The organism is Moorena sp. SIO4A1, from assembly GCF_010672065.1.
In the GTDB taxonomy this organism is placed as follows: domain Bacteria; phylum Cyanobacteriota; class Cyanobacteriia; order Cyanobacteriales; family Coleofasciculaceae; genus Moorena.
This window is the reverse complement of record NZ_JAAHHX010000078.1, coordinates 1-19,952: the sequence shown is the minus strand read 5'-3', so window position 1 is coordinate 19,952 and position 19,952 is coordinate 1. Positions and strand designations below refer to the sequence as shown.

General features: G+C 44.1%; 15 protein-coding genes. 9 read left to right on the top strand and 6 right to left on the bottom strand.

Annotation, left to right across the window (positions count from 1 at the left end):
• Positions 1-279 precede the first annotated feature (279 nt).
• Complete coding sequence (locus F6K53_RS30710; RefSeq protein ID WP_293083272.1) at positions 280-1,581, top strand: tetratricopeptide repeat protein; 1,302 nt, start codon at positions 280-282, stop codon at positions 1,579-1,581.
• Between the two features lie 223 nt (positions 1,582-1,804).
• Here the strand turns inward: F6K53_RS30710 and F6K53_RS30705 are convergent, their stop codons facing one another.
• Positions 1,805-1,960 (bottom strand): hypothetical protein, encoded by a 156-nt coding sequence (locus tag F6K53_RS30705; RefSeq protein ID WP_293083269.1) that lies wholly within the window; start codon positions 1,958-1,960, stop codon positions 1,805-1,807.
• A gap of 195 nt (positions 1,961-2,155) precedes the next feature.
• Here F6K53_RS30705 and F6K53_RS30700 point away from each other — a divergent pair, with 195 nt between their 5' ends.
• Both F6K53_RS30700 and F6K53_RS30695 read left to right on the top strand, forming a co-directional pair.
• Positions 2,156-3,451 (top strand): AAA-like domain-containing protein, encoded by a 1,296-nt coding sequence (locus F6K53_RS30700; RefSeq protein WP_293083266.1) that lies wholly within the window; start codon positions 2,156-2,158, stop codon positions 3,449-3,451.
• Positions 3,400-6,063 carry an AAA-like domain-containing protein gene (locus F6K53_RS30695; protein WP_293083263.1) on the top strand — a complete coding sequence of 888 codons (2,664 nt, stop codon included), beginning with the start codon at positions 3,400-3,402 and terminating at the stop codon, positions 6,061-6,063. Before F6K53_RS30700 ends, F6K53_RS30695 begins: the two co-directional genes overlap by 52 nt.
• An 82-nt stretch (positions 6,064-6,145) precedes the next feature.
• Here F6K53_RS30695 and F6K53_RS30690 read toward each other — a convergent pair whose 3' ends face one another.
• Both F6K53_RS30690 and F6K53_RS30685 read right to left on the bottom strand, forming a co-directional pair.
• Positions 6,146-6,586: an FHA domain-containing protein gene (locus tag F6K53_RS30690; protein WP_293022406.1), complete on the bottom strand. Its 441-nt coding sequence runs from the start codon at positions 6,584-6,586 to the stop codon at positions 6,146-6,148.
• Between the two features lie 280 nt (positions 6,587-6,866).
• Positions 6,867-9,254: a heavy metal translocating P-type ATPase gene (locus F6K53_RS30685; protein ID WP_293083260.1), complete on the bottom strand. Its 2,388-nt coding sequence runs from the start codon at positions 9,252-9,254 to the stop codon at positions 6,867-6,869.
• A 608-nt stretch (positions 9,255-9,862) separates the two neighbouring features.
• Between F6K53_RS30685 and F6K53_RS30680 the strand changes: the two genes are divergently transcribed.
• Entirely contained in the window at positions 9,863-10,969 is a 1,107-nt protein-coding gene (locus F6K53_RS30680) for a peptidoglycan-binding protein (protein ID WP_293083257.1), read from the top strand.
• A gap of 243 nt (positions 10,970-11,212) precedes the next feature.
• A complete protein-coding gene (locus tag F6K53_RS30675; protein ID WP_293083254.1) occupies positions 11,213-12,526 on the top strand; it encodes an N-acetylmuramoyl-L-alanine amidase in 1,314 nt (437 codons plus the stop codon).
• A 202-nt stretch (positions 12,527-12,728) separates the two neighbouring features.
• Here F6K53_RS30675 and F6K53_RS30670 read toward each other — a convergent pair whose 3' ends face one another.
• Positions 12,729-14,378, bottom strand: a complete 1,650-nt coding sequence (locus tag F6K53_RS30670; RefSeq protein WP_366511375.1) for a CPBP family glutamic-type intramembrane protease — start codon at positions 14,376-14,378, stop codon at positions 12,729-12,731.
• Between the two features lie 191 nt (positions 14,379-14,569).
• On the opposite strand from F6K53_RS30670, the gene F6K53_RS30665 reads away from it, so the two are divergent.
• The 3 genes from F6K53_RS30665 (at position 14,570) to F6K53_RS30655 (ending at position 16,837) form a co-directional block, all read left to right on the top strand.
• Positions 14,570-15,931 carry a histidine phosphatase family protein gene (locus F6K53_RS30665; protein ID WP_293083251.1) on the top strand — a complete coding sequence of 454 codons (1,362 nt, stop codon included), beginning with the start codon at positions 14,570-14,572 and terminating at the stop codon, positions 15,929-15,931.
• A 161-nt stretch (positions 15,932-16,092) separates the two neighbouring features.
• The gene (locus F6K53_RS30660) at positions 16,093-16,389 is read left to right on the top strand and encodes an acylphosphatase (RefSeq protein ID WP_293062794.1); all 297 of its coding nucleotides are present in this window, start codon (positions 16,093-16,095) and stop codon (positions 16,387-16,389) included.
• 139 nt (positions 16,390-16,528) lie between these two features.
• The gene (locus F6K53_RS30655; protein WP_293083248.1) at positions 16,529-16,837 is read left to right on the top strand and encodes a hypothetical protein; all 309 of its coding nucleotides are present in this window, start codon (positions 16,529-16,531) and stop codon (positions 16,835-16,837) included.
• Positions 16,838-16,874: 37 nt separating this feature from the next.
• On the opposite strand, the gene F6K53_RS30650 is transcribed toward F6K53_RS30655, so the two are convergent.
• A complete protein-coding gene (locus tag F6K53_RS30650) occupies positions 16,875-17,285 on the bottom strand; it encodes a J domain-containing protein (protein WP_008188298.1) in 411 nt (136 codons plus the stop codon).
• 610 nt (positions 17,286-17,895) lie between these two features.
• Between F6K53_RS30650 and F6K53_RS30645 the strand changes: the two genes are divergently transcribed.
• Positions 17,896-19,071, top strand: coding sequence for a pyridoxal phosphate-dependent aminotransferase (locus tag F6K53_RS30645; protein ID WP_293071741.1), 1,176 nt, complete (start codon positions 17,896-17,898; stop codon positions 19,069-19,071).
• Between the two features lie 110 nt (positions 19,072-19,181).
• Here F6K53_RS30645 and F6K53_RS30640 read toward each other — a convergent pair whose 3' ends face one another.
• Positions 19,182-19,634, bottom strand: coding sequence for a helix-turn-helix domain-containing protein (locus F6K53_RS30640; protein WP_293042487.1), 453 nt, complete (start codon positions 19,632-19,634; stop codon positions 19,182-19,184).
• Positions 19,635-19,952: the final 318 nt, after the last annotated feature.

Below are 19,952 nucleotides of genomic sequence, written 5' to 3'. Positions count from 1 at the left end.
CAAAACCTCTCAATGAGCAAGGGCGAAACTGGTTAAAAGTAAGGCTTTGAGAACATGAACACGGTCAGCTACAAAGCTACGCAGACGTCTTAGGTTGGTCTATGTCTCAGGCGGCGAATATATTCGCAAGCTACCGAAAACAGACGCAAAGTAACGCTAACTATTTACTAAGTCTCAACTCCCCAGGGGGATCAGGTGGCTTACTGCAGAATATGGCCAGATGTCAGTTTGAACCTAAAATCGCTAGCCTAACTGGTAGTAACCTTCTTTAGTTTCCTTATGGCTACCTTGCGCTTACATCCTCTCAGACTCAAACTAAGCAACTGGGCAATTATAGCATTATCCGCTGCTATACTCCCGTTATGTTTTGCTAGTGTGACCTTGTGCCAATCCAATGATAATGATAATCCCAATCCATTGGAACTGACTTCTCCTGATCCCCTCCTGCCTTCGTTATCCCCAGACGAACCTCTCAACCCTTCCGAACGTTCTAGACTCAGCCAAGCTTTGGATGAACTAAATGCTGAAGCTCAAGCTGAATTCAAAGCTGGTAATCAATCCAAAGCCTTTGAGATCTGGTATCGGGAAATCCGACTGCGGCGAGTGCTAGGGGATCCTGTGGCAGAAGTGCAAACTTTGGGCAGAGTAGGAGGAGTTGCCTGGAATGAAAACAATAAGCAGTCAGTGCAACTAATTACGGCACGCTTGGAAGAGATTCAGCAGGAAAATAAAGCAGAAGACTCGATCAATCTGCCACTCTTAAAAGCTTTGGGTAAGGCTTATGAACAGATCCGAGTGCCAGGACAAGCCTTGACAGTTTATGAGCAAATTCTCGCTGATGCTCGCAACCAGGACGATATGGCAGCGGTTGAGGCTACCTTGAAGACCATGGGTCAATTGCACATGGCTTGGTTTGATTATCCCAAAGCAGCAGAAACCTATGAGGAATTACTGGCTCAAGCTCAGAATCAAGCTCAGAATCAACGCGATGTTCCTTGGCCTTTGGGCCACGCTACGCGAATGGAACCGCTTCGCGAACGCATAAATGAACAAGAACAAGTGGCTTATTTACAAGAGCTAGCTTATATCTACGACCAAGACCAACAACCAGACCAGGCATTGCCCAAAAAGCAGCAATTAGTGGACATTTACCTCAATCAAGGCAATGATACCCAGATTCCAGCCCTGAAAATTGCGATCGCATCTGACTACAACAGCCTCAATCAACCAGAAAAAGCTAGTCAAACCTATCAAGAAGCCTATGCCTTAGCCTGGTCTCTACAGCAGTTTGCCCATGCTAGCGAAGCACTACAACCTCTAGCAGAACTTTACCTGACCTCTAAGCAGCCAGAGTTTGCCTTGCAAGTTTATGAGGTTTTGCTTCAAGTTGAGCAAAAATCCTATAATTATTATGGCTTGATGAATACTTACGACAACATTGGTCAAGTTTATCTGGATATGAACAACTATCCTCAAGCCTTAGCAGCATTTCAAAAGGGGCTAGACTTGGCTGAATCATTGCAGCATCGAGAAGCTTATTTTGTCAATAAAATTCAGCTAGTGAATCGGCAAAATTTGTAGTATGATTTTAGGTTGATAGTTGTTAAACTAACGACTATAGTATAGGGAATCGGGAATCGGGAATCGGGAATCGGGAACTTTTGATGAAGTAGTTATCGATTAAGTTGGTATCTTTATACCAATGGTGGAAATTAGGACTAAAGATCAATTTCATTTCCCTATCTTCCCATATCCCTATCTCCCTATCTCCCTATCTTCCCATCTCGGGAGCTAGACAACCGCCTCACTCCTCACCGTTATCTGAATCATCAGAGTCGATCAACAAATACAACAATACACAAATAGCAGCAACAATACCTAACAATGGAGATTCAGTAGAGAGGGTTAGAACTAGTAAGACAATTTCCAGAAGGGTTTGGAAGTTTTCGAGATTGTTCATGAAAATTGTTTCAGGTGAACTACAATTTCATCAAACCCTGGGGCTAAAGCAGTTGAGACCTTGAAAGCTATTGAGATCAGGTGACTTATGGCCAACTTATAGTTGATTGCCGACTTGTACCTGAGTTGTACCTGAGTTGGGCTGAGTGACTATAAAAGATAGTTATAGTTTGAGTAGTTCATCGAACCGACAACTATGTCTCGCTCACTCAGAGTTCATCCCGAGTCTATTGACCAGGTTAAATTAGCTCTTAAGCGCAACGGTTATCCTCGCCAGAAAGACTTAGCTGAGGAATTGGAGATATCTCTATCAACCCTCAATAATTATCTCAATGGCCGACCTGTCGATAACCTGAATTTTCAAGAAATTAGTGAAAAATTGGGGCAAGACTGGAAAGCGATCGCTTTTCTAGATCAAGAAAGCGCACCAAGCAATAGCAATGTTAATCCAGATCCGTGGACACCGGATTTAGATCAGGAGGAAGCTATCCCTGACGTTGACTATTATGTTGAACGTCCTCCCATTGAAAGCACTTGTTATCAAACACTTTTACGTCCAGGTGCCTTGGTGAGAATTAAAGCACCAAGTCTAATGGGGAAGACCTTACTGATAGCTAGAGTGCTGAAAAAGTTGGTTGCCCAGCAGGGCTATCAAACTGTTTATATTAACCTACACCTGGCTAACCATGCTGACCTTGGCAATCTTAATTCATTACTCAAGTGGTTTAGCTTCTGTGTCAGTGAAAGTTTAGGATTAGCTAATCGATTAGCTGATTACTGGTACGAAGGATTATCGACCAGTAAAATGGCTTGTACCAACTACTTTGAACGGTATTTGCTAAGGCAAGTTAACAGGCCAGTGGTCTTATGTTTGGATGAGGTTGACCGAGTTTTTCCTCACCGTGATGTGGCATCGGACTTTTTAGGAATGCTAAGGGCTTGGCATGAGAAAGCCAAGATGGGTAAACGTTTAGAACGGCTCCGATTAGTGGTGGTTCATTCCACAGAAGTTTATATTCCCCTTAACCTTAACGAATCCCCGTTTAATGTTGGTGTTCCGATTGAGTTACCGGAATTGACCCAAGAGCAAATTATTGAATTAGCGCAACAATACCAACTTGATTGTACAGCATCTGAGGTTGAGCAATTGCAGGGGTTAGTAGGCGGACATCCCTATTTAATTGGCGAATGCTTTAACCATCTCAAATTTAATGGTACTGGTTCCCTAGAGAAGGTATTAAACAATGCTGCCACCGAAGCTGGAATTTATCGCAACCATCTACGACACCTCTGGCAGATGCTACAGCAACACCAAGCTTTGGCTGATGCTTTTAAAGATGTGATTGAGGCCAGTTGTCCGATTCCCTTAGAATCCCGATCAGCTTACAAACTACACAGTATGGGATTAGTTCATTTACAAGCACATCAGGTAACTCTCCGTTGTCAGTTGTATCGGGAGTATTTTCAAGCACGATTCCAGGAGACCCCATGATGGAAACCCAGACTATGCAAATCTATCAAGTAGGCGGCGCATTACCCCTTAATGCTAGCAGTTATGTCAAGCGTCAGGCTGATGAAGAGTTATATCAATACCTAAAAGCAGGGGAATTTTGTTATGTCTTAAATTCCCGTCAGATGGGAAAGTCTTCCCTGAAAGTTCAAACAGTAAAACGGTTGCAACAAGAAGACATTATTTGTGCTTCTATTGATATTACCATGCTGGGGTCGCAACAGATTCCCCCACGGGAATGGTATGGCGGTTTGATTAGTGGGTTGGTGTCTGAGTTGGAACTCTACGACAGGTTTGATGAATACCATTGGCTTCAACAGCACCAAAAGATTTCTCCGGTGCAGTGCTTTGGTAAGTTTATCAAAGAGGTATTGTTTGAATATATTGCTCAACCAATTGTTATTTTTATTGATGAAATCGATAGCGTTCTGCAATTAAGCTTCAAAGATGACTTCTTTGCCCTAGTTCGAGCCTGTTACAACAAACGGGCAGAAAATTCTGCCTATAATCGCCTTAGTTTTGTGTTGTTGGGGGTGGCGACACCGGGGGATTTAATTGAAGATAAAGACCGAACCCCGTTTAATATCGGACGGGCTCTGGAATTACATGGCTTTCAACCCCATGAAGTTGAGCCGTTAGTTAGGGGATTGGAGGGACAGGTCAGCAACCCCCAGGCTATTATCGAGGAGATATTAGACTGGACAGGAGGACAGCCCTTTCTTACCCAAAAGCTGTGTCAGTTGGTGGTTAGTTCTGCCTCGGTTTTCGATCCCTTAAAAAAGGGGGAGAAGGAATGGATTGAGAAATTGGTGCGATCGCATGTGATCTCGAACTGGGAAGCTACCGATGAGCCAGAACATTTGAAGACCATACGCGACCGCATTCTCAGTAATGAGCAACGGGCTGCCTACTTGTTGGAATTGTATCAACAGGTGTGGCAGCAGGGCGAAGTTGTTGCCAATAACAGTTTTGAGGAAGGTAAGTTACAGTTATCTGGATTAGTGGTGAAGCAAAGAGTTGGAGCTTTTCCAGTTCTTAAAGTCTATAACCGTATCTACCATCAAGTCTTTAATCAAGACTGGATTGAGCAAGAATTAGCTGCATTACGTCCCTATTCGGAAGGGTTTAGGGCTTGGGTGGCGTCGGGATGTCAGGATGAATCGCTGTTGTTGGGAGGGAAAGCTCTAAAGGATGCTCAGGGTTGGGCAAAGGGGAAGAATTTAAGTTATTTGGATCAGCAGTTTTTGGCGGCCAGTGAAAAGAGAAGGATTGAAGAGCAAATAGCTCACAAGAAGCGAGATGCGGAATTAGGAAGAGAGAGGAAGGATAGGGAAGCAGCAGAGAGTAGAAATCAGGTACTAACTGAGGCGAATAGGAAGGCTCAATGGGGGATTCAGATCGGCGCTGTGGTAATTACTGTAGCTGTGTTGGGAGCAATTGTTTCAGGGGTAGTGGCAGGCAAAGAAGTGATAAGAGTACAGCAAGCTAAAGCTGCTCTTAAAATAATTAAAGAAGATATCGAAACCATTAATAGGCTCTCTGAACTTGCTGCAGAACTCCAAAACAAGGGGCTGTCTTCTGAAGCACAAGAGGCATGGGTTCAAGTCAGTCAATCTACGCCAATCCCACAAGAAAAACGTGATTTTAAGCAAGCCATGCTCCTAGCTTCGATTTCTTTAGCAAATCAGCAACTTAGTCAGAAGTATCAAGAACTCGAAAGGAATAGTGAAGCAAAAGAACGGTGGAATGAGGCTAGACAAAGGATTAAACAGATCAATAAAAACAATCTCTTACCCTCACAACCAAATTCAGATGTCCCCGAAGAATGGGCAATTCAGGTTCATGTCAAAAGAGTCCAGGGGAGCTTGTTGAGAACAGAAGGGAAGATAGAGGAAGCCTTAAAAGCTTACAAGGAAGCCTTTGATATACTTGATACTGCTTGGAAACTGTTTCCAAACGTTGATATTGATACAGAAACTCCTATACCTAGCTTTCTTCCTCAACAACAGTCAATCCTCTCAACGAATGCCGTAGAAAATTTCCATCGAGAATACATTGAGTTACTATCTGAAAACGGTCAAGACTATCAAATGGTCAAAGACTCTCTTTTCAATCACTTCCTCGCTGAACTTCACTTCTTTATGAAGTCGGGAAACTGGAAAGATGCTGAGCTAAAAAATGTTCGTATCATGCTTTACATCGCTGATCGAGAAAAAGAAGGTTGGCTCGATCTCAAACATATTGAACAATGTTCCTGCCAAAAGCTACGTACTCTTAACACCCTTTGGTTAAAACACTCAGATGGAAAGTTTGGCTTCAGTGTACAAAAGCAAATCTTGGACAAAATTATTGCTGAGCGTGGCTTACCCAAGGGAGAGTATGATGAATTATTAGATGAAACATGGTACGAGTGGTGGGAAAAAGTAAACTGGTATGCAGAAATTTTCAACAAAAACAAAGCGGAGGAAGGTCACTTACCCTTGGCACCGTGGAACACCAATGACAATCGTACTGCGACTTTCCGGGGAGGAGACCCAGTGACACCTTGGCGCAAGTCTTTTCTTAGTGATCTATTCTCCCGTTGCGACTGGTAAACTTTAACATCCTGTAGCTAACCGCTCAAACTATAACCTTAAAATTATAAATTTTAAGGTTAACTTGGCGGTCATTTACTTACTAATTATCCCATTCTTCCGAATCATCAATCATACCGGGATTAATTAGGGTAATATCATACTCATCCATTTGATCTACTGGATCAGTTGGGGTATTCTCTCGCTTCAGTAGATAATATTTAGCACTGACCTTAGGTGCGAAAATTACCTCATCTTCATCTTCGAGATCATGGGCTTGAAGCTTACGACCATTGATTAAAATGCCATTGGAACTAGCCTTCCCTTTGAGGTTACCATCAAAAATTCGGTAGTAGGGACTACCATCAGAACGTCTACGCCTTACTAAGGTCGCATGTCGGCGAGACACAAACTTTGAAAACAGGCGGATATCAGACTCTGGATCTCTACCGATAGAATATACCTCATCTTCCAAAGGAATCTGCTTGCTTCCCTTGTCATCCTCAATAATCAATAAATGGTTGTGGTCGGATTGTGTAGCCATGAATCGCTCGTGATCAAAAGGGTAATTGGTTGAGAACAATACTCTTATTTACTTACATTGGCACAGGTCTCAACCAGCTTGCGACTGACTTAAGGACTGATTTACCTAGAAAAATCTCCTGAGTGCTCAGCATTACCTGATTATTCCTTGAATCAATAATAGTAAACTACCAGACGCCAAGCTTACCCTATGGCCGTGGCTTCCGACCACCCAGGATACTGTAGCCTTCTGAAACCTTGCTGCTCTGATGGTCTATTCTAGGTATTCAAGCGAACTTGAACTAATTCCGCAAACGGGTTAGCAGCAGAGAGTTTGTGACAACACTAACTGAGCTGAAAGCCATGAAGGCACCAGCAGCAGCAGGAGAAAGTACTATCCCAAATCCTGGTAGTAGCCCACCAGCCGCTATGGGAATACCCAATATATTGTAACCGAATGCCCAAAACAGATTCTGGCGGATTTTGTTGAAGGTGGCTCGTGATAGGTCTATGGACTTGACCACATCGAGCAAGTTATTTCTGATCAGAATAATTCCTGCTGTTTCCGCTGCCACATCGGTTCCCCCATGCAAGGCAATCCCAACATCAGCTTGTGCTAGAGCTGGACTGTCATTGATGCCATCTCCCACCATAGCGACACAGTGTCCCTGGTCTTGAAGGTTTGCGATCGCATTAGCTTTGCCATCCGGAAGCACCCCAGCAATAACATCCTCTGGGTCTATTGACAAAGTTTTGGCCACAGCAGCCGCCACTTCCGGTCTGTCACCAGTTAGCATCATCACCTGCAATCCCAGGTCTTTGAGGTGTTCTACTGTTTCTTTAGCCTCCAATCTCGGAAGATCATTGACACCAATTAATCCAGCTAGTACCCCATCAACAGCTACATAAACTACTGTTTTACCCCCATCTGCCAAAGCCTTGACTTCACCTTGAGCAGTATCACTAATCGTAATACCCTGCTTACTCAACCAGTCTGCACTGCCAAGCACTACCCGTTGGTTTTCTACTAAAGCTGATAGTCCCAATCCTGGTTCTGTGTAAAAATCTTGAGCCCCTAACATCGGTAACTGTTGCTGTTGAGCTTCGGTAACAATTGCCCTACCTAAGGGATGGGATGTGCCACTTTCTGCTGCTGCTGCCAGTTGCAGCAATTGGCTAGCAGAAGATAGAGCAATGGTTTTCGTAGCAATAGCGCTCTGTTGGTCATTCCCGGTGTCAGGTTGAATCAGCAGGCAATCGGTAACTGTAGCTTGACCCTGAGTTAGGGTACCGGTTTTGTCAAAAACCACAGTATCCAGCCGATGCACCTGTTCTAAAATGTCACCGCCTTTGATTAATAAGCCCCGCTTTGCCCCCAGGCTAGTACCGACTAGAATGGCGGTAGGTGTGGCTAGACCCAAGGCACAGGGACAAGCAATCACTAAAACTGCGATCGCTAATTTCAAACTCAACAGTAATGGAGAAGCCGCCATGGTTGACCAGACCTCCGGCCAGATTTTAGTCCCAGCCACGTACCAAAATAGGAACGTTAAAAATGCGATCGCCATCACCCCATAGGTAAAATACCCTGCTACCAAATCCGCTAACTGCTGTACTGGCGCTTTCCGAGTTTGCGCTTCCTCCACTAGTGCTACAATTTGTGCCAGAGTAGTTTCTTTACCAGTACGGGTTGCCTTTAGCACCAGCACTCCCGATTGATTCAACGTACCACCAGTAACCATGTCCCCTGCTTGCTTCAATACTGGTAGAGATTCCCCCGTTAGCATTGACTCATCAATCGATGAGAGTCCAGTAATCACTTCCCCATCGACAGGAACTTTTTCCCCAGGTAATATCCTTAACCATTCTCCCACCCGGACTTGCTCCACAGGAATTTCGATACCCCCTTGATCACCTTCTTTACTGTCTAATGTTCCAATCAACCGGGCTACCTGAGGCTGTAGGGATAGCAAAGACTCAAAGTCAGCAGTAGCTTGATATCTTGCCCCTTGCTCTAAGGTCCGACCTAAAAGAATAAAACCCAGCAACATCACTGGCTCATCAAAGAAACATTCCCATCCTAGGTTAGGGAATAGTAATGCCACACAGCTAGTGGTGTAAGCCGTCACCGCCCCCAGTCCGATCAACGTATTCATATTGGGAGCACCGTGCCACAAACCGCGCCCACCCTCGACTATGATAGAGCGTCCCGGTAATAGTAGCGCTATAGTTGCCAGTCCCCAATGGAACCACAAAGTACTCAATACTGGCAGCATTGGTCCATGGAACCAATGACCGATATGTCCTAATGTAGAGAAGACAATCAGGACAGCAGCAATCGCTAGTTGTTGGCGGTATGCTCTAGCTTCTTGCTGATGTCTCTGGGCTGGTGTTAACCTATCCTGGCTCTTAGTTCCCTTTTCAGTTTCAGGTAAACGGGGTTGACTAGGAAACCCTTTTGATGTAAGCAAGTCAGCTAGGACAGTTGGTTGCACCTCACCAGCTTGATACTCTACCACAGCTACCCCAGTTACCAGATTCACACAGGCTTTCGATACCCCAGGGTTACTACTCAGTTGCCGTTCCACTACACCAACACAACCAGCACATTTCATGCCAGTTACATCTAATGTGATGGTTTCTACAGGCAAAGCTGGTTGGGTTAAGGTAATCTTAGGGGAAGTTGGCATAGATTTTGGCATAGATTTGGTGAACAGCTTCAGTAGATAGTGGCAACCCCTTGAGGATTAAGAGCAACACATGCCTCTTATTTCTAGCTTAGGCTAACAGCTGCTCAACTAGCCTACAGTTAATGTTTTTAATGGTTATCATTATCTAATTGTTGATGTCAATCACGAAAGCAGGACACTTGGAAAAAAAGGTCCGTCAGCTTAGATAATTGAGATATCACTAACTTAAAAGTTTCGACTTAAGGGTGAGATGCTGATTGCATTAACAGGGATTGGGCGTAGCAATCCAGTCGGTAGCTGCTCACTGTCGAATCAAGTATCTACCTTGATCTCCTCTTGACTCTAACTGTTATAAGCGGAGGATTATGCCCAATTTTGCCAAGGATTTGCCCGTAATCCCAGGCTCTAGTATTGAATATGAATATATAGTGGAAGAGTCTTGAGTTTGGTAGGGCTAACAACAGCTAGCTTGAAACGTCCTAATCACTCCTCCTAGGCAGGAGTTTACTTTAAGTGACAAACACCAATTACCACTTACCAATTACCACTCACCAATCACGACTCACTAATCACGACTACTGCCACCATTTCATCTATGAGGGAAACTGATGGTCTTATCTTTGAAAATCGTACATGATACCTTCCTAAAACAGCAACCCGTACCCAGCCAGAAGATCGAAAATGAAGAGGATAAAGTTTGGGTCAAAAAAGGCAGGGAACTAGAGCTGCACAGCTGGGTAGACCTCAAAGAAGAGAAGTCTTACCTGCGGATTGCTTTTACCAAAGATGAATTTAATGGCAAGAATACCTGGTATGTCTACGAACCCCATGTCGAGGTTTGGGATGATGATAAACAGTTGTTCCCCAAGAAAATATCCATCAAGGTCAGGAATGTTACCTCCTGCTCCACAGAAGTAGTTCGGGGGCTAGACAAGCAGATTATTGATGAAATGAACCGACTGATCCCAAATGTACTAATCAGCTTTGATGATTTAGATGTGCAACTAGGTCCTGCGGTCTGGGCTATGCTGCAACCCGCTGCCAAAAGAGCCCTCGAACGTGCTATTCAAGACCGGGGCGTTCCTATGGTAATTAATTCAGCCTATCGGACCATTGCGCAGCAATTAATACTATATAACCACTACAGAAATCGCCGTTGCGGTATTCCTATTGCTGCCCGTCCGTCTCGCAGTAATCACCAAAGTGGTCTAGCCATTGATATTTCAGATTACCTTAGGTGGCGACCTTACCTCCAGAAGTATGGCTGGCGATGGCTCGGTTGGGGGGACCCAGTTCATTTTGACTACGTAGGCGGAGGTACCCGAGACATTCGCGCCCTAGCAGTGCGGGCATTCCAGCGAGTTTGGAACCGCTATAATATCAATGACCGGATTTCCGAAGATGGTTCCTACGGACCATCAACCGAGAGACGACTAAACAATAGTTTTTCAGAAGGGTTTTCGATCTCGGTACCCTCCAAGAAAGAATCTGAGAAGTCAATACAATTTCGGGTACTGCGCCTAAGCCAACCTTACATGAAGGGAGAAGACGTACGTGCTATTCAACAAGCCTTGGCCAAAGCAGGCTATAGTCTGGATGTGGATGGTGTCTATGGACGAGGTAGCGAGGCAGTTGTAAAGCAGTTCCAACAACAAAACGGTTTAGATGTAGATGGAATTGTCGGCCCAGCAACCCGTGCGAAGATGGGACTTTAAGCGAGCACCATTGACCCTAACCGAATGGTAATGGTCAATGGCGAAACAATCTATCATTCATTCATTCAGAAGTTCCAGAGGTATTCATCATTCCTAAATCATCATTGATGGTTTCATTTATTATTTCTCCGTAACTGACAATTTAAATGCGAAATGCGTAAGCTATTAGCACGATTTTTTAAAGCAATCTACCGAATTATTTTCCGACCAAAAAATGGTAAACTAAGGAGAAGAAACCCACCCATGGCACGTATTATAATTTCCGCTGGTCATGACCTCAAAGACCCGGGAGTAGTGGCTTTAGGCACAACAGAGTCTCGGGAAATGATACTTACCCGTAACGAAATTGTTAAAGAGCTGGAATTACGGGGAGTAGATTGTATTGTTGTTCCTGACTCTCTCAGTCGTCGAGACACGATTCGATGGATCAATGCCAATGCTGTACCTGGTGACGTAGCCTTGGAAATCCATGGCAATGCCTTTAACGGTTCCCTGCGAGGGGCTGAAGCCTTTTACATCTATGGTAACGATGAAAGGCAGCTGGATGCTCAGCTCTTACTGAATGCCTTACTCCAAGAAATTCCTGAACTTCCCAGTCGTGGCATTCAAGCGGATATCCACTCTCCAAATCGGCGCGGCTTATCCTTTTGTCGTCAGGTAGCAGTCTCTTCCGTACTGATGCAGTTGTGTTTTCTCGACAATCCTCAAGACCTAGAGTTACTGCAAAATCAGCGGGAAAAATTTGCCAAAGGGATTGCTCAAGGATTAATTAAATGGAGCGGTCAGACTCCAAAAACTCCTGAGTTTCCTACTATCAATATCTTTATTAAACAACAGAAGTATGACGAAAAAGGGATTTTAATTAATAGCAATGCCTTTATTCCCGTTGATTTAGTAGAGATGCTCGGGATTAGCCTAACTGATCGAGAAAATATTCGCCAAATCAGTTATGGAAATGTTGTCTATGTCAAAGCGGTAGACTTACAGGAATTTAATATAGCTGCATCCTGGGAAAATCAGACAAAAACTGTTATTTTAAATTCACTTCCCCGCACCTTGCTGGAAGATGGTGACCAAATTATGGCGATGGGAAATGCCACTGAAAGCCAATTGAAAAGCTTTCTTGAGAAAAACAATCAAGACGGTTTAAAACAATTTCCTGACTTACCCAGACTTTACATAGAAGAAGCGGAAAATGAGGGAGTGAACCATGATGTTGCCTTCTGTCAGATGTGTCTGGAAACCGATTATTTACGCTTTGGAGGTAAGGTCAAACCTGAACAGAATAACTTCTGTGGATTGGGTACCGTTGAGGCTAGTGCTGCTGGTGCTACGTTTCCTGACCCGAAAACAGGAGTTAAAGCTCACATTGAGCACCTGAAGGCATATGCCAGTACTGATATGATTAACGAGGTCCCGATAGTAGACCCTCGTTTTGAGTATGTACCCAGAGGTGTTGCTCCTTCAGTTTATGACTTAGGGAGACGTTGGAATCCAGATTTGGAGTACGGGAATCAGATTATGGTATTTATTAAACAGCTTTATGGTGTTTTTTGAAGCATGAAGAATGTAATACGTAATACTTCACAAGTCATAATTTACACTTGATACTTGAAACTTCATACTTACAGCGTTTTTCATAACTATCAGGTACACAGGATTTTTTCCCTGTTCCCTCTTACCTGTTCCCTGTTCCCTGTTCCCTGTTCCCTAAAAGCCAGGAATTTGTAGCTCACCCAATCGTAAACCGCTGTAATTGTTAACTACTGCCTAAAACAAACAAACTCAGAAGCGTACCACTATTCCAGAGACTATGGAGCAGCATGGGAGCTAGGAGATTACGCGATCGCGTGTAAACGAATCCCAAGACAATTCCCAATGTGGCTAGGGGTAGGACTTCTGAGAGACTCAAATGAGCGATCGCAAAAATCAGACTACTTAATGCGATCGCTCCCCAAACTGGTAGATAACGAGTCAAAGAGGGCAACAAGAACCCTCGAAAGATTATCTCTTCAAACACTGGTGCTGCCACAGCTGCTGTCAGAAAAAATATCGTCAAAGCTATGCTGTCCTGTCCCTCCAAAGCTAGGGGCAACAGTGGGTTACTACCGCCGTTTCCTTGCCATAACTGTTGGTTAATCAGAGATACCACAATCACCAAGGGGAGTGCTATCAAATAGCCACCGACTCCCCAGACAATCCAGTTGCTGCGCCACTTGAAGCTAAACCAATCCTCTGGCAGGGGCAAAAAGGGCTTAATGGAAAGATACATCACTAACAAGCCCCCAAATGCCATGATTAGGTAAGTTAGCAACACATAGAAAGCACTCATCTGTACCGTAAAATTGCCTGGGTTAATTCCAACAATCCCCAGTGACAGACCAATTAAAAGCGGTAACAGCAGTTGACCGATAGCGAAAAAACCAAAAATCAGCACTTGCCAAATAATTTCCCCATCCCAAGCTGTTTTCCATGGCACATTATGATTGGTTGCTATCAGGGATTGCTTACCTTGAAACAACAACTGACCAACCAAGCACACTAATATTATCAAACCCAATAGGGTATTAAATCCTGGGATGACAGCGATAACGAATAATTTGACAATTGCTTGTTCAGCCGTTTCTTGTTCTTGGGTTTGGAGTGACAATAGGTCACTTTGGCGCTGCTGCACTTGATACAGCTGACTCAACGCGCGATAGCGGAACCAATTGTCTAAGTTTTGTTCAATTTTTTGCTCAGCATCTGGTAGTACCAGGGGTGGCTCACTCCATAGACCCATTAATACCCCAGCAGTTTCTAATGAGCCATTAGAGTATGTCTGTTTATCCCAGGTTTCAATAGCAGCATCGGTTTTTCCTTGTTGAGCTTGGAGAATTCCAATACGCAAATCCAGCCGAGCAATCAGCTGTTCGATGTCAGACAATGACTCTTGCAATTGCTGCTGCTCGGAGGGATAGGCGTTTTGGGTCAGGGGAGTGGCTGGTAATTGTGATTGCCCCCTATCGTTCGGTGTGGTTACCTTCCCTATGGAAAATTTTTGGAGTTTGGTCAGGACCTTTGACTGATTGGTCTGAGCCAATTGACGGGCTGTTTCATACTGTTTTTGAGCAGATTGAAACGGCTCAGCACCAATTAAAGCATTACGAGCCACAGTCCAATCTACCTTAGACTCCTGATTAGACTGCTCAGGTGCAGCAGAATCAGGGTTTGTGTTTTTCCACTCCCAGCCATGCAGTACTAGATTGGTTTGGCGAAGTTCCAGACTAGTTTGAATCTGGGGCTGACCCCAGCTTTCTACCAGAGAAAGGCCAATTCTAGCGATCGCAAAAATCGTCAGTACAATCAAAACCAACCGTTTTATAGTCATCGAACCCCCCAACACACAAGCATTTTGCTTATTAGTCACTAGTTATTTGTTGGTAGTCAACGGACAAGTAACCAATAACTAGTCACCAACTGTACACTGCCACTTTAGGGATAATCTAGCTAGGTTAGAATGACCTTGATGATTCGGAATCATCTGAGTATACCCAGTATACATTTGTCACCCTAGCTGACCCGGCTGAACCACATACCTGCTCATGGAGGAATAAAAGATTGGCTACCCGCGTCGTTATTGTCCGTCACGGTCAAAGTACTTACAACATTCAGCAGATCATTCAAGGACGCAGTGATCAGTCAGTCTTGACCGACAAAGGTCGTGCTGATGCCCAAAAAGTTGGTACTGCCCTCAGTAGCCTCAGCTTTGATGCCATCTACTGCTCCCCTTTACAACGGGCAAAGCAAACCGCAGAGATTATCCTATCCTATTTGCCAAACCCTCCCCAGTTACAGCCATCAGATCAGCTGATGGAAATCGATTTACCCCTTTGGCAAAATCTGCAAAAGAACGAAGTTAAGGAAAAATTCCCAGAAGACTACCAGCGCTGGAAAGAAAGCCCCCATGAATTTTCCATGGTCATTCCCACAGCGGTCGGGTCTAAAGAACACTTTCCCGTGCTTGAACTGTATAAACAAGCAGAGCAGTTTTGGCAAGAGGTTATCCCCCTCTATCAAGGAGGTACGATTTTAATCGTAGCCCATAATGGTATCAATCGCTGCTTAATTAGCAGTGCCATTGGGGTAACTCCTGCTCGTTACCATAGTATCAGGCAATCCAATTGTGGCATCAATGTGCTAAATTTCACTGGTGGTTGGGGAGAAACCGTACAATTGGAATCCCTCAATCAAACCTCCCACTTGGGGGAAACATTGCCAAGGTCAAGCGCACCTAAGGGAGATATTGACCAAGGGTTGCGTCTGTTGTTGGTGCGCCACGGTGAAACCGATTGGAATCGTGCGTCTCGCTTTCAGGGACAGATTGATGTACCTTTAAATGACAATGGTCGTAAACAAGGACAGCAGGCGGCTGAGTTTCTCAAAGATATCCCCATTGATTTTGCAGTCAGTAGCCCCATGCTGCGTCCTAAGGAAACTGCTGAAATTATTCTCCAGTCTCACCCCAATGTCAATTTGCAACTTGATGATGGACTCCGGGAAATCAGTCATGGCTTATGGGAGGGCAAATTAGAGTCAGAGATAGCCCAAGAGTATGGTGAATTGCTCAATCAGTGGAAAGTTGCCCCAGAAACGGTACAAATGCCAGAAGGAGAGAACCTACAGGATGTTTTGGAAAGAGTAGTGCCATCCTGGAATGGGATAGTTAAATCAGCTACGGCATCTGGTTCAGGATTTCAGACTGGCTTAGTGGTGGCTCATGATGCTATCAATAAAGTAGTACTTTGTGACATTCTTGGCTTGAGTCCAGCATTAATTTGGAATATCAAGCAGGGAAATGGGGCTGTCAGCGTAATTGATTATCCCCAAGGCTTAGACAAAGCCCCAGTATTGCAAGCGATGAATATCACCAGACACCTATCTGGAGGTGTATTGGATAAAACAGCGGCTGGTGCCCTGTAGCTAAACAATAGGATCAAGTCCCATGCTTTGGGGTAAGTATGTTGAAGGTTGGTTGAAGGTTGACCCTAAGCAAAGCGTGTTACACTCAACCTCCCCGACAAAGGATGCTTAGGGCGAACAACCTTCAACATTAATTGGTGTAGTCAACAGCAAACTGCTAAATGCAAAACTCATCAACACCACACAAGCAAATCCGCACCCATGTTTTCATTTCCGGAAGAGTTCAAGGAGTTGGTTATCGCTACTCCACAATGCTTCAAGCTAAGCATCTAGGGGTGAACGGCTGGGTCAGAAATCTTCTTGATAAGCGTGTGGAAGCAGTGTTTGAAGGGAACACCGCAGCAGTGGAAGCTATGGTGCGTTGGTGTCATAGCGGACCGTTAAATGCTGTGGTTGACAATGTGGTGGTTAATAATGAGACACCAGAAGGTTTGCAGGGATTTGAAATTACGCACTAATCGGTATAGTTGAGCTTACTTGTCAATGGGTTCGCGTAGCGTGACCGTAGGTCAATCCCATTGATAACTAAAAATTAACATCTACTAGTCTAAACTAGAAGATTCTAGACTAGTAGATGTCAGGATTATGGAATTTCCTATGTCTACAGAAGATGCTCCCATCAATAATGCTGTCTTAGTCACCATCATTGGTGAATCAGTAATTCGAGAAAGCCTTGTCAAGCTAATCAAAAGCCAAGGGGCTACTGGTTATACTGTTAGTGATGTAAGGGGAGAAGGTGGTCACGGCAGACGCCTAGGAGATATTCCGGGCTACAACACCAATGTTGAAATTAAGACGATCGTATCCCGGGAAGTGTCTGATGCAATTCTGCGTGCTATTGCCGAATACCGGAATCGTCACGCCTTAATTGCCTACCGACAGGATATAGAAACCTTAAGCAAGTGAAGCAGCAATCAAGTGATCACAAGTGATTACCAGTAAGTTAATCTAACCAATCATCAATTTTCTGGCTGCGATAGACACGCCTAGACTTTGGACTTCCCTGATTCTGACTCCCAGTTTTACTTTCACTAGCTTCGGTGGTTACAGGATTAACTTCCCGTTTATATAAATCTGACTTACGATATTGGTTCTTTAATGGTGATTGCTTCTGGGGTTTAGGCTTGGGGTGTCTATTTTTCCAACCGAGAGTTCTTTGTAAAGAGCGCAATTGGGCATGAGCTTCATTGATTTGTTGCAACTTGCAGTGAGCTTTCTGTTGTAGCCGGGGATTACCAGAAAAACGGTCAGGATGCCATACCCAGGTCAAATCGAGGTAGCCCTGGTGAATCTCCTCCTGTGAAGCTCCAGGCTCCAGCTCCAAGATTCTGTAGTATTTCTCTACCTCTAACATTTACAATATCCTCTTCCGACAGTGACAGGAAAATCAATTAGTAGACACAAATAAGCCCAAACAAACTTGTTGGGGCAAATGTCAGCTATCAGCTTAAGCGCTACGCGCACGCTACGCGAACAGCTACCAGCTATCAGCTAATAGCTGACACTTTTATAGCTACTTACTTAGTTCAGGATAAAGGCATCTTATTTTGAAATACCTACTCGATCTAAGAGTAATACGATAAGTATTTTTGCTTATTATTTTTGTTATCTTATCTGAGTAAGGCTTCTAACATTTAGATGCTTTTGTTCTGCTACTTAGTCAAATAAACAATAAATTTAAGTCTGAATTAATTGCAAGTAAATTGCAGCAAAAAAACACATCAATTTAAGAAATATATAGTTTCTAGTCTTTAGTTAACGTAAGTTCATAGTTTGACAGCAAACCTCTACAGCATTGATTAGCCCTGATTAGATGACAAAGGGAAAAGGCTTAAACATAAAATAAATATTAAAAAAATATAAAAAAAGTCTAAAATTTAGTCAAAAATGCCTAGGCATTATGAGATAATAATAAGATTGTCAAGGCAATCGGATTAACAATTCCTCAGTTATTATTTGTGAGAATGAAGCTGGCATCAAGAGTTGGTCAAGTTACCCCTTCCTTAACTTTAGCCATTGCTGCTAAAGCCAAAGCCATGAAGGCAGATGGGATTGATGTTTGTAGTTTTAGCGCCGGAGAACCGGATTTTGACACTCCCGCTCATATTAAAGCAGCCAGTAAGCAAGCCCTGGATGAAGGAAAGACTAAGTATGGTCCAGCTGCTGGGGAACCGAAGCTAAGAGTTGCGATCGCAAATAAACTGCGCCATCAGAATAACCTGGATTACGATACACAGAACGTTATTGTCACCAACGGCGGTAAGCAATCCCTATTCAACTTGATGCTGGCTCTGATTGAAGTGGGAGATGAGGTGATTATTCCTGCTCCCTACTGGCTTTCCTATCCAGAAATGGTAAAGCTGGCTGGTGGCAAACCTGTGATTGTTCCTACAGATGCAACTCAAGGGTACAAAATTACACCGGCTCAGCTCCGTTCATCCATTACACCCCAAACTAAATTATTTATTCTCAACTCTCCGTCTAATCCCACCGGTATGGTTTATACTCCCGCAGAGCTAAAAGCCTTGGCTGAGGTGGTGGTAGAGCAAGATATTCTGGTGGTTTCTGACGAAATTTATGAGAAAATTCGCTACGATGGGGCTCAACACCTTAGTATTGGGGCAGTAGGCTCAGAAATATTCCAGCGCACTATCATTAGTAATGGGTTTGCTAAAGCTTTTGCCATGACCGGCTGGCGTATCGGTTATATAGCCGGTCCACTAGAACTAATTAAAGCAATGACCACGATTCAAAGTCATAGCACTTCCAATGTTTGTACCTTTGCTCAGTATGGTGCGATCGCAGCTTTGGAAGGTCCCCTTGACTGTGTAGAACAGATGCGCCAAGCCTTTGCCCAACGGCGACAGGTGATGTTAGAGCGCCTCACGGCCATGCCTGGACTGACTTGTGTGAAGCCAGACGCTGCTTTCTACTTATTCCCTAACATTAGTCAAACGGGTTTAACCTCTTTGGAATTTTGCGATCGCTTACTCAGTTCCCAGCAAGTTGCTGCAATTCCTGGTATTGCCTTTGGTGCTGATGATTGTATCCGTCTGTCTTATGCTACGGATATGGCTTCCATTGAGAAAGGGATGGATCGATTGGAAAAGTTTTTGCATCAATTCAATGGCCACGGATAAAATCCCGAAGCTTGCCATAGTTCTGTGATCACAATTTTGTGATCAGTTGTTGCCATTCTCGACAAACTTTGATCTCTGTTTTCTGCTGTCGATAACTAGCAACTTAGCTTTCAACCACGAGCAGGAAAACTACCACCAATGAACTGAACATCACTAAAGGTTTCAATCCACAGACGAGCGCCACAAGCCAGTGGAGTGTCTGGCTGATATACAATCCGACACGGACCGAGGATTTCTACCTGGTTGCCGTATACATTGTTGCCACTTCGTTTTACTGAAATCACTGGCTTGCGCTCTTGAGGACTTTTGTTGATATTCGAGCCAATATGATTGCGGTTGACATTAATCTTTGCTAGAGCCGGAGTACGACTGGTACGCCATTTTCCTTTTGGTCCTCTAGTGCCTTTAATGATTTGAGGCAGATTGTTGAACAGGGGAATAATCCAGAATTTCCCGCTTTTATAGGCACCCCGGACCCGACCCTTCTCTAGGAGTTGGCGCAATCGGCGAGGAGAAATACCTAACAGAGATGCTGCTTCAGTAGTACAAACGCACTTGTTCATTTCTGGATTTGAAAAACTATACCTATAACACTATTATAATTTCAAAGCGCCCTTAGTGTCAAACGTCTAGTAAACTCACCTATAAAGTAGGGTGATTATTAATAACTCACTTTAACGGTAGAGTTATTGCCTAAGTCCCTCAGAAAGTGATCGTTAGGGATGCGTGTAGGAATTGTGATAATTTTTCTTTTCTACTCCCTACTCCCTACTCCCTACTCCCTACTCCCTACTCCCTACTCCCTACTCCCTACTCCCTACTCCCTACTCCCTACTCCCTACTCCCTACTCCCTACTCCCTACTCCCTACTCCCTACTCCC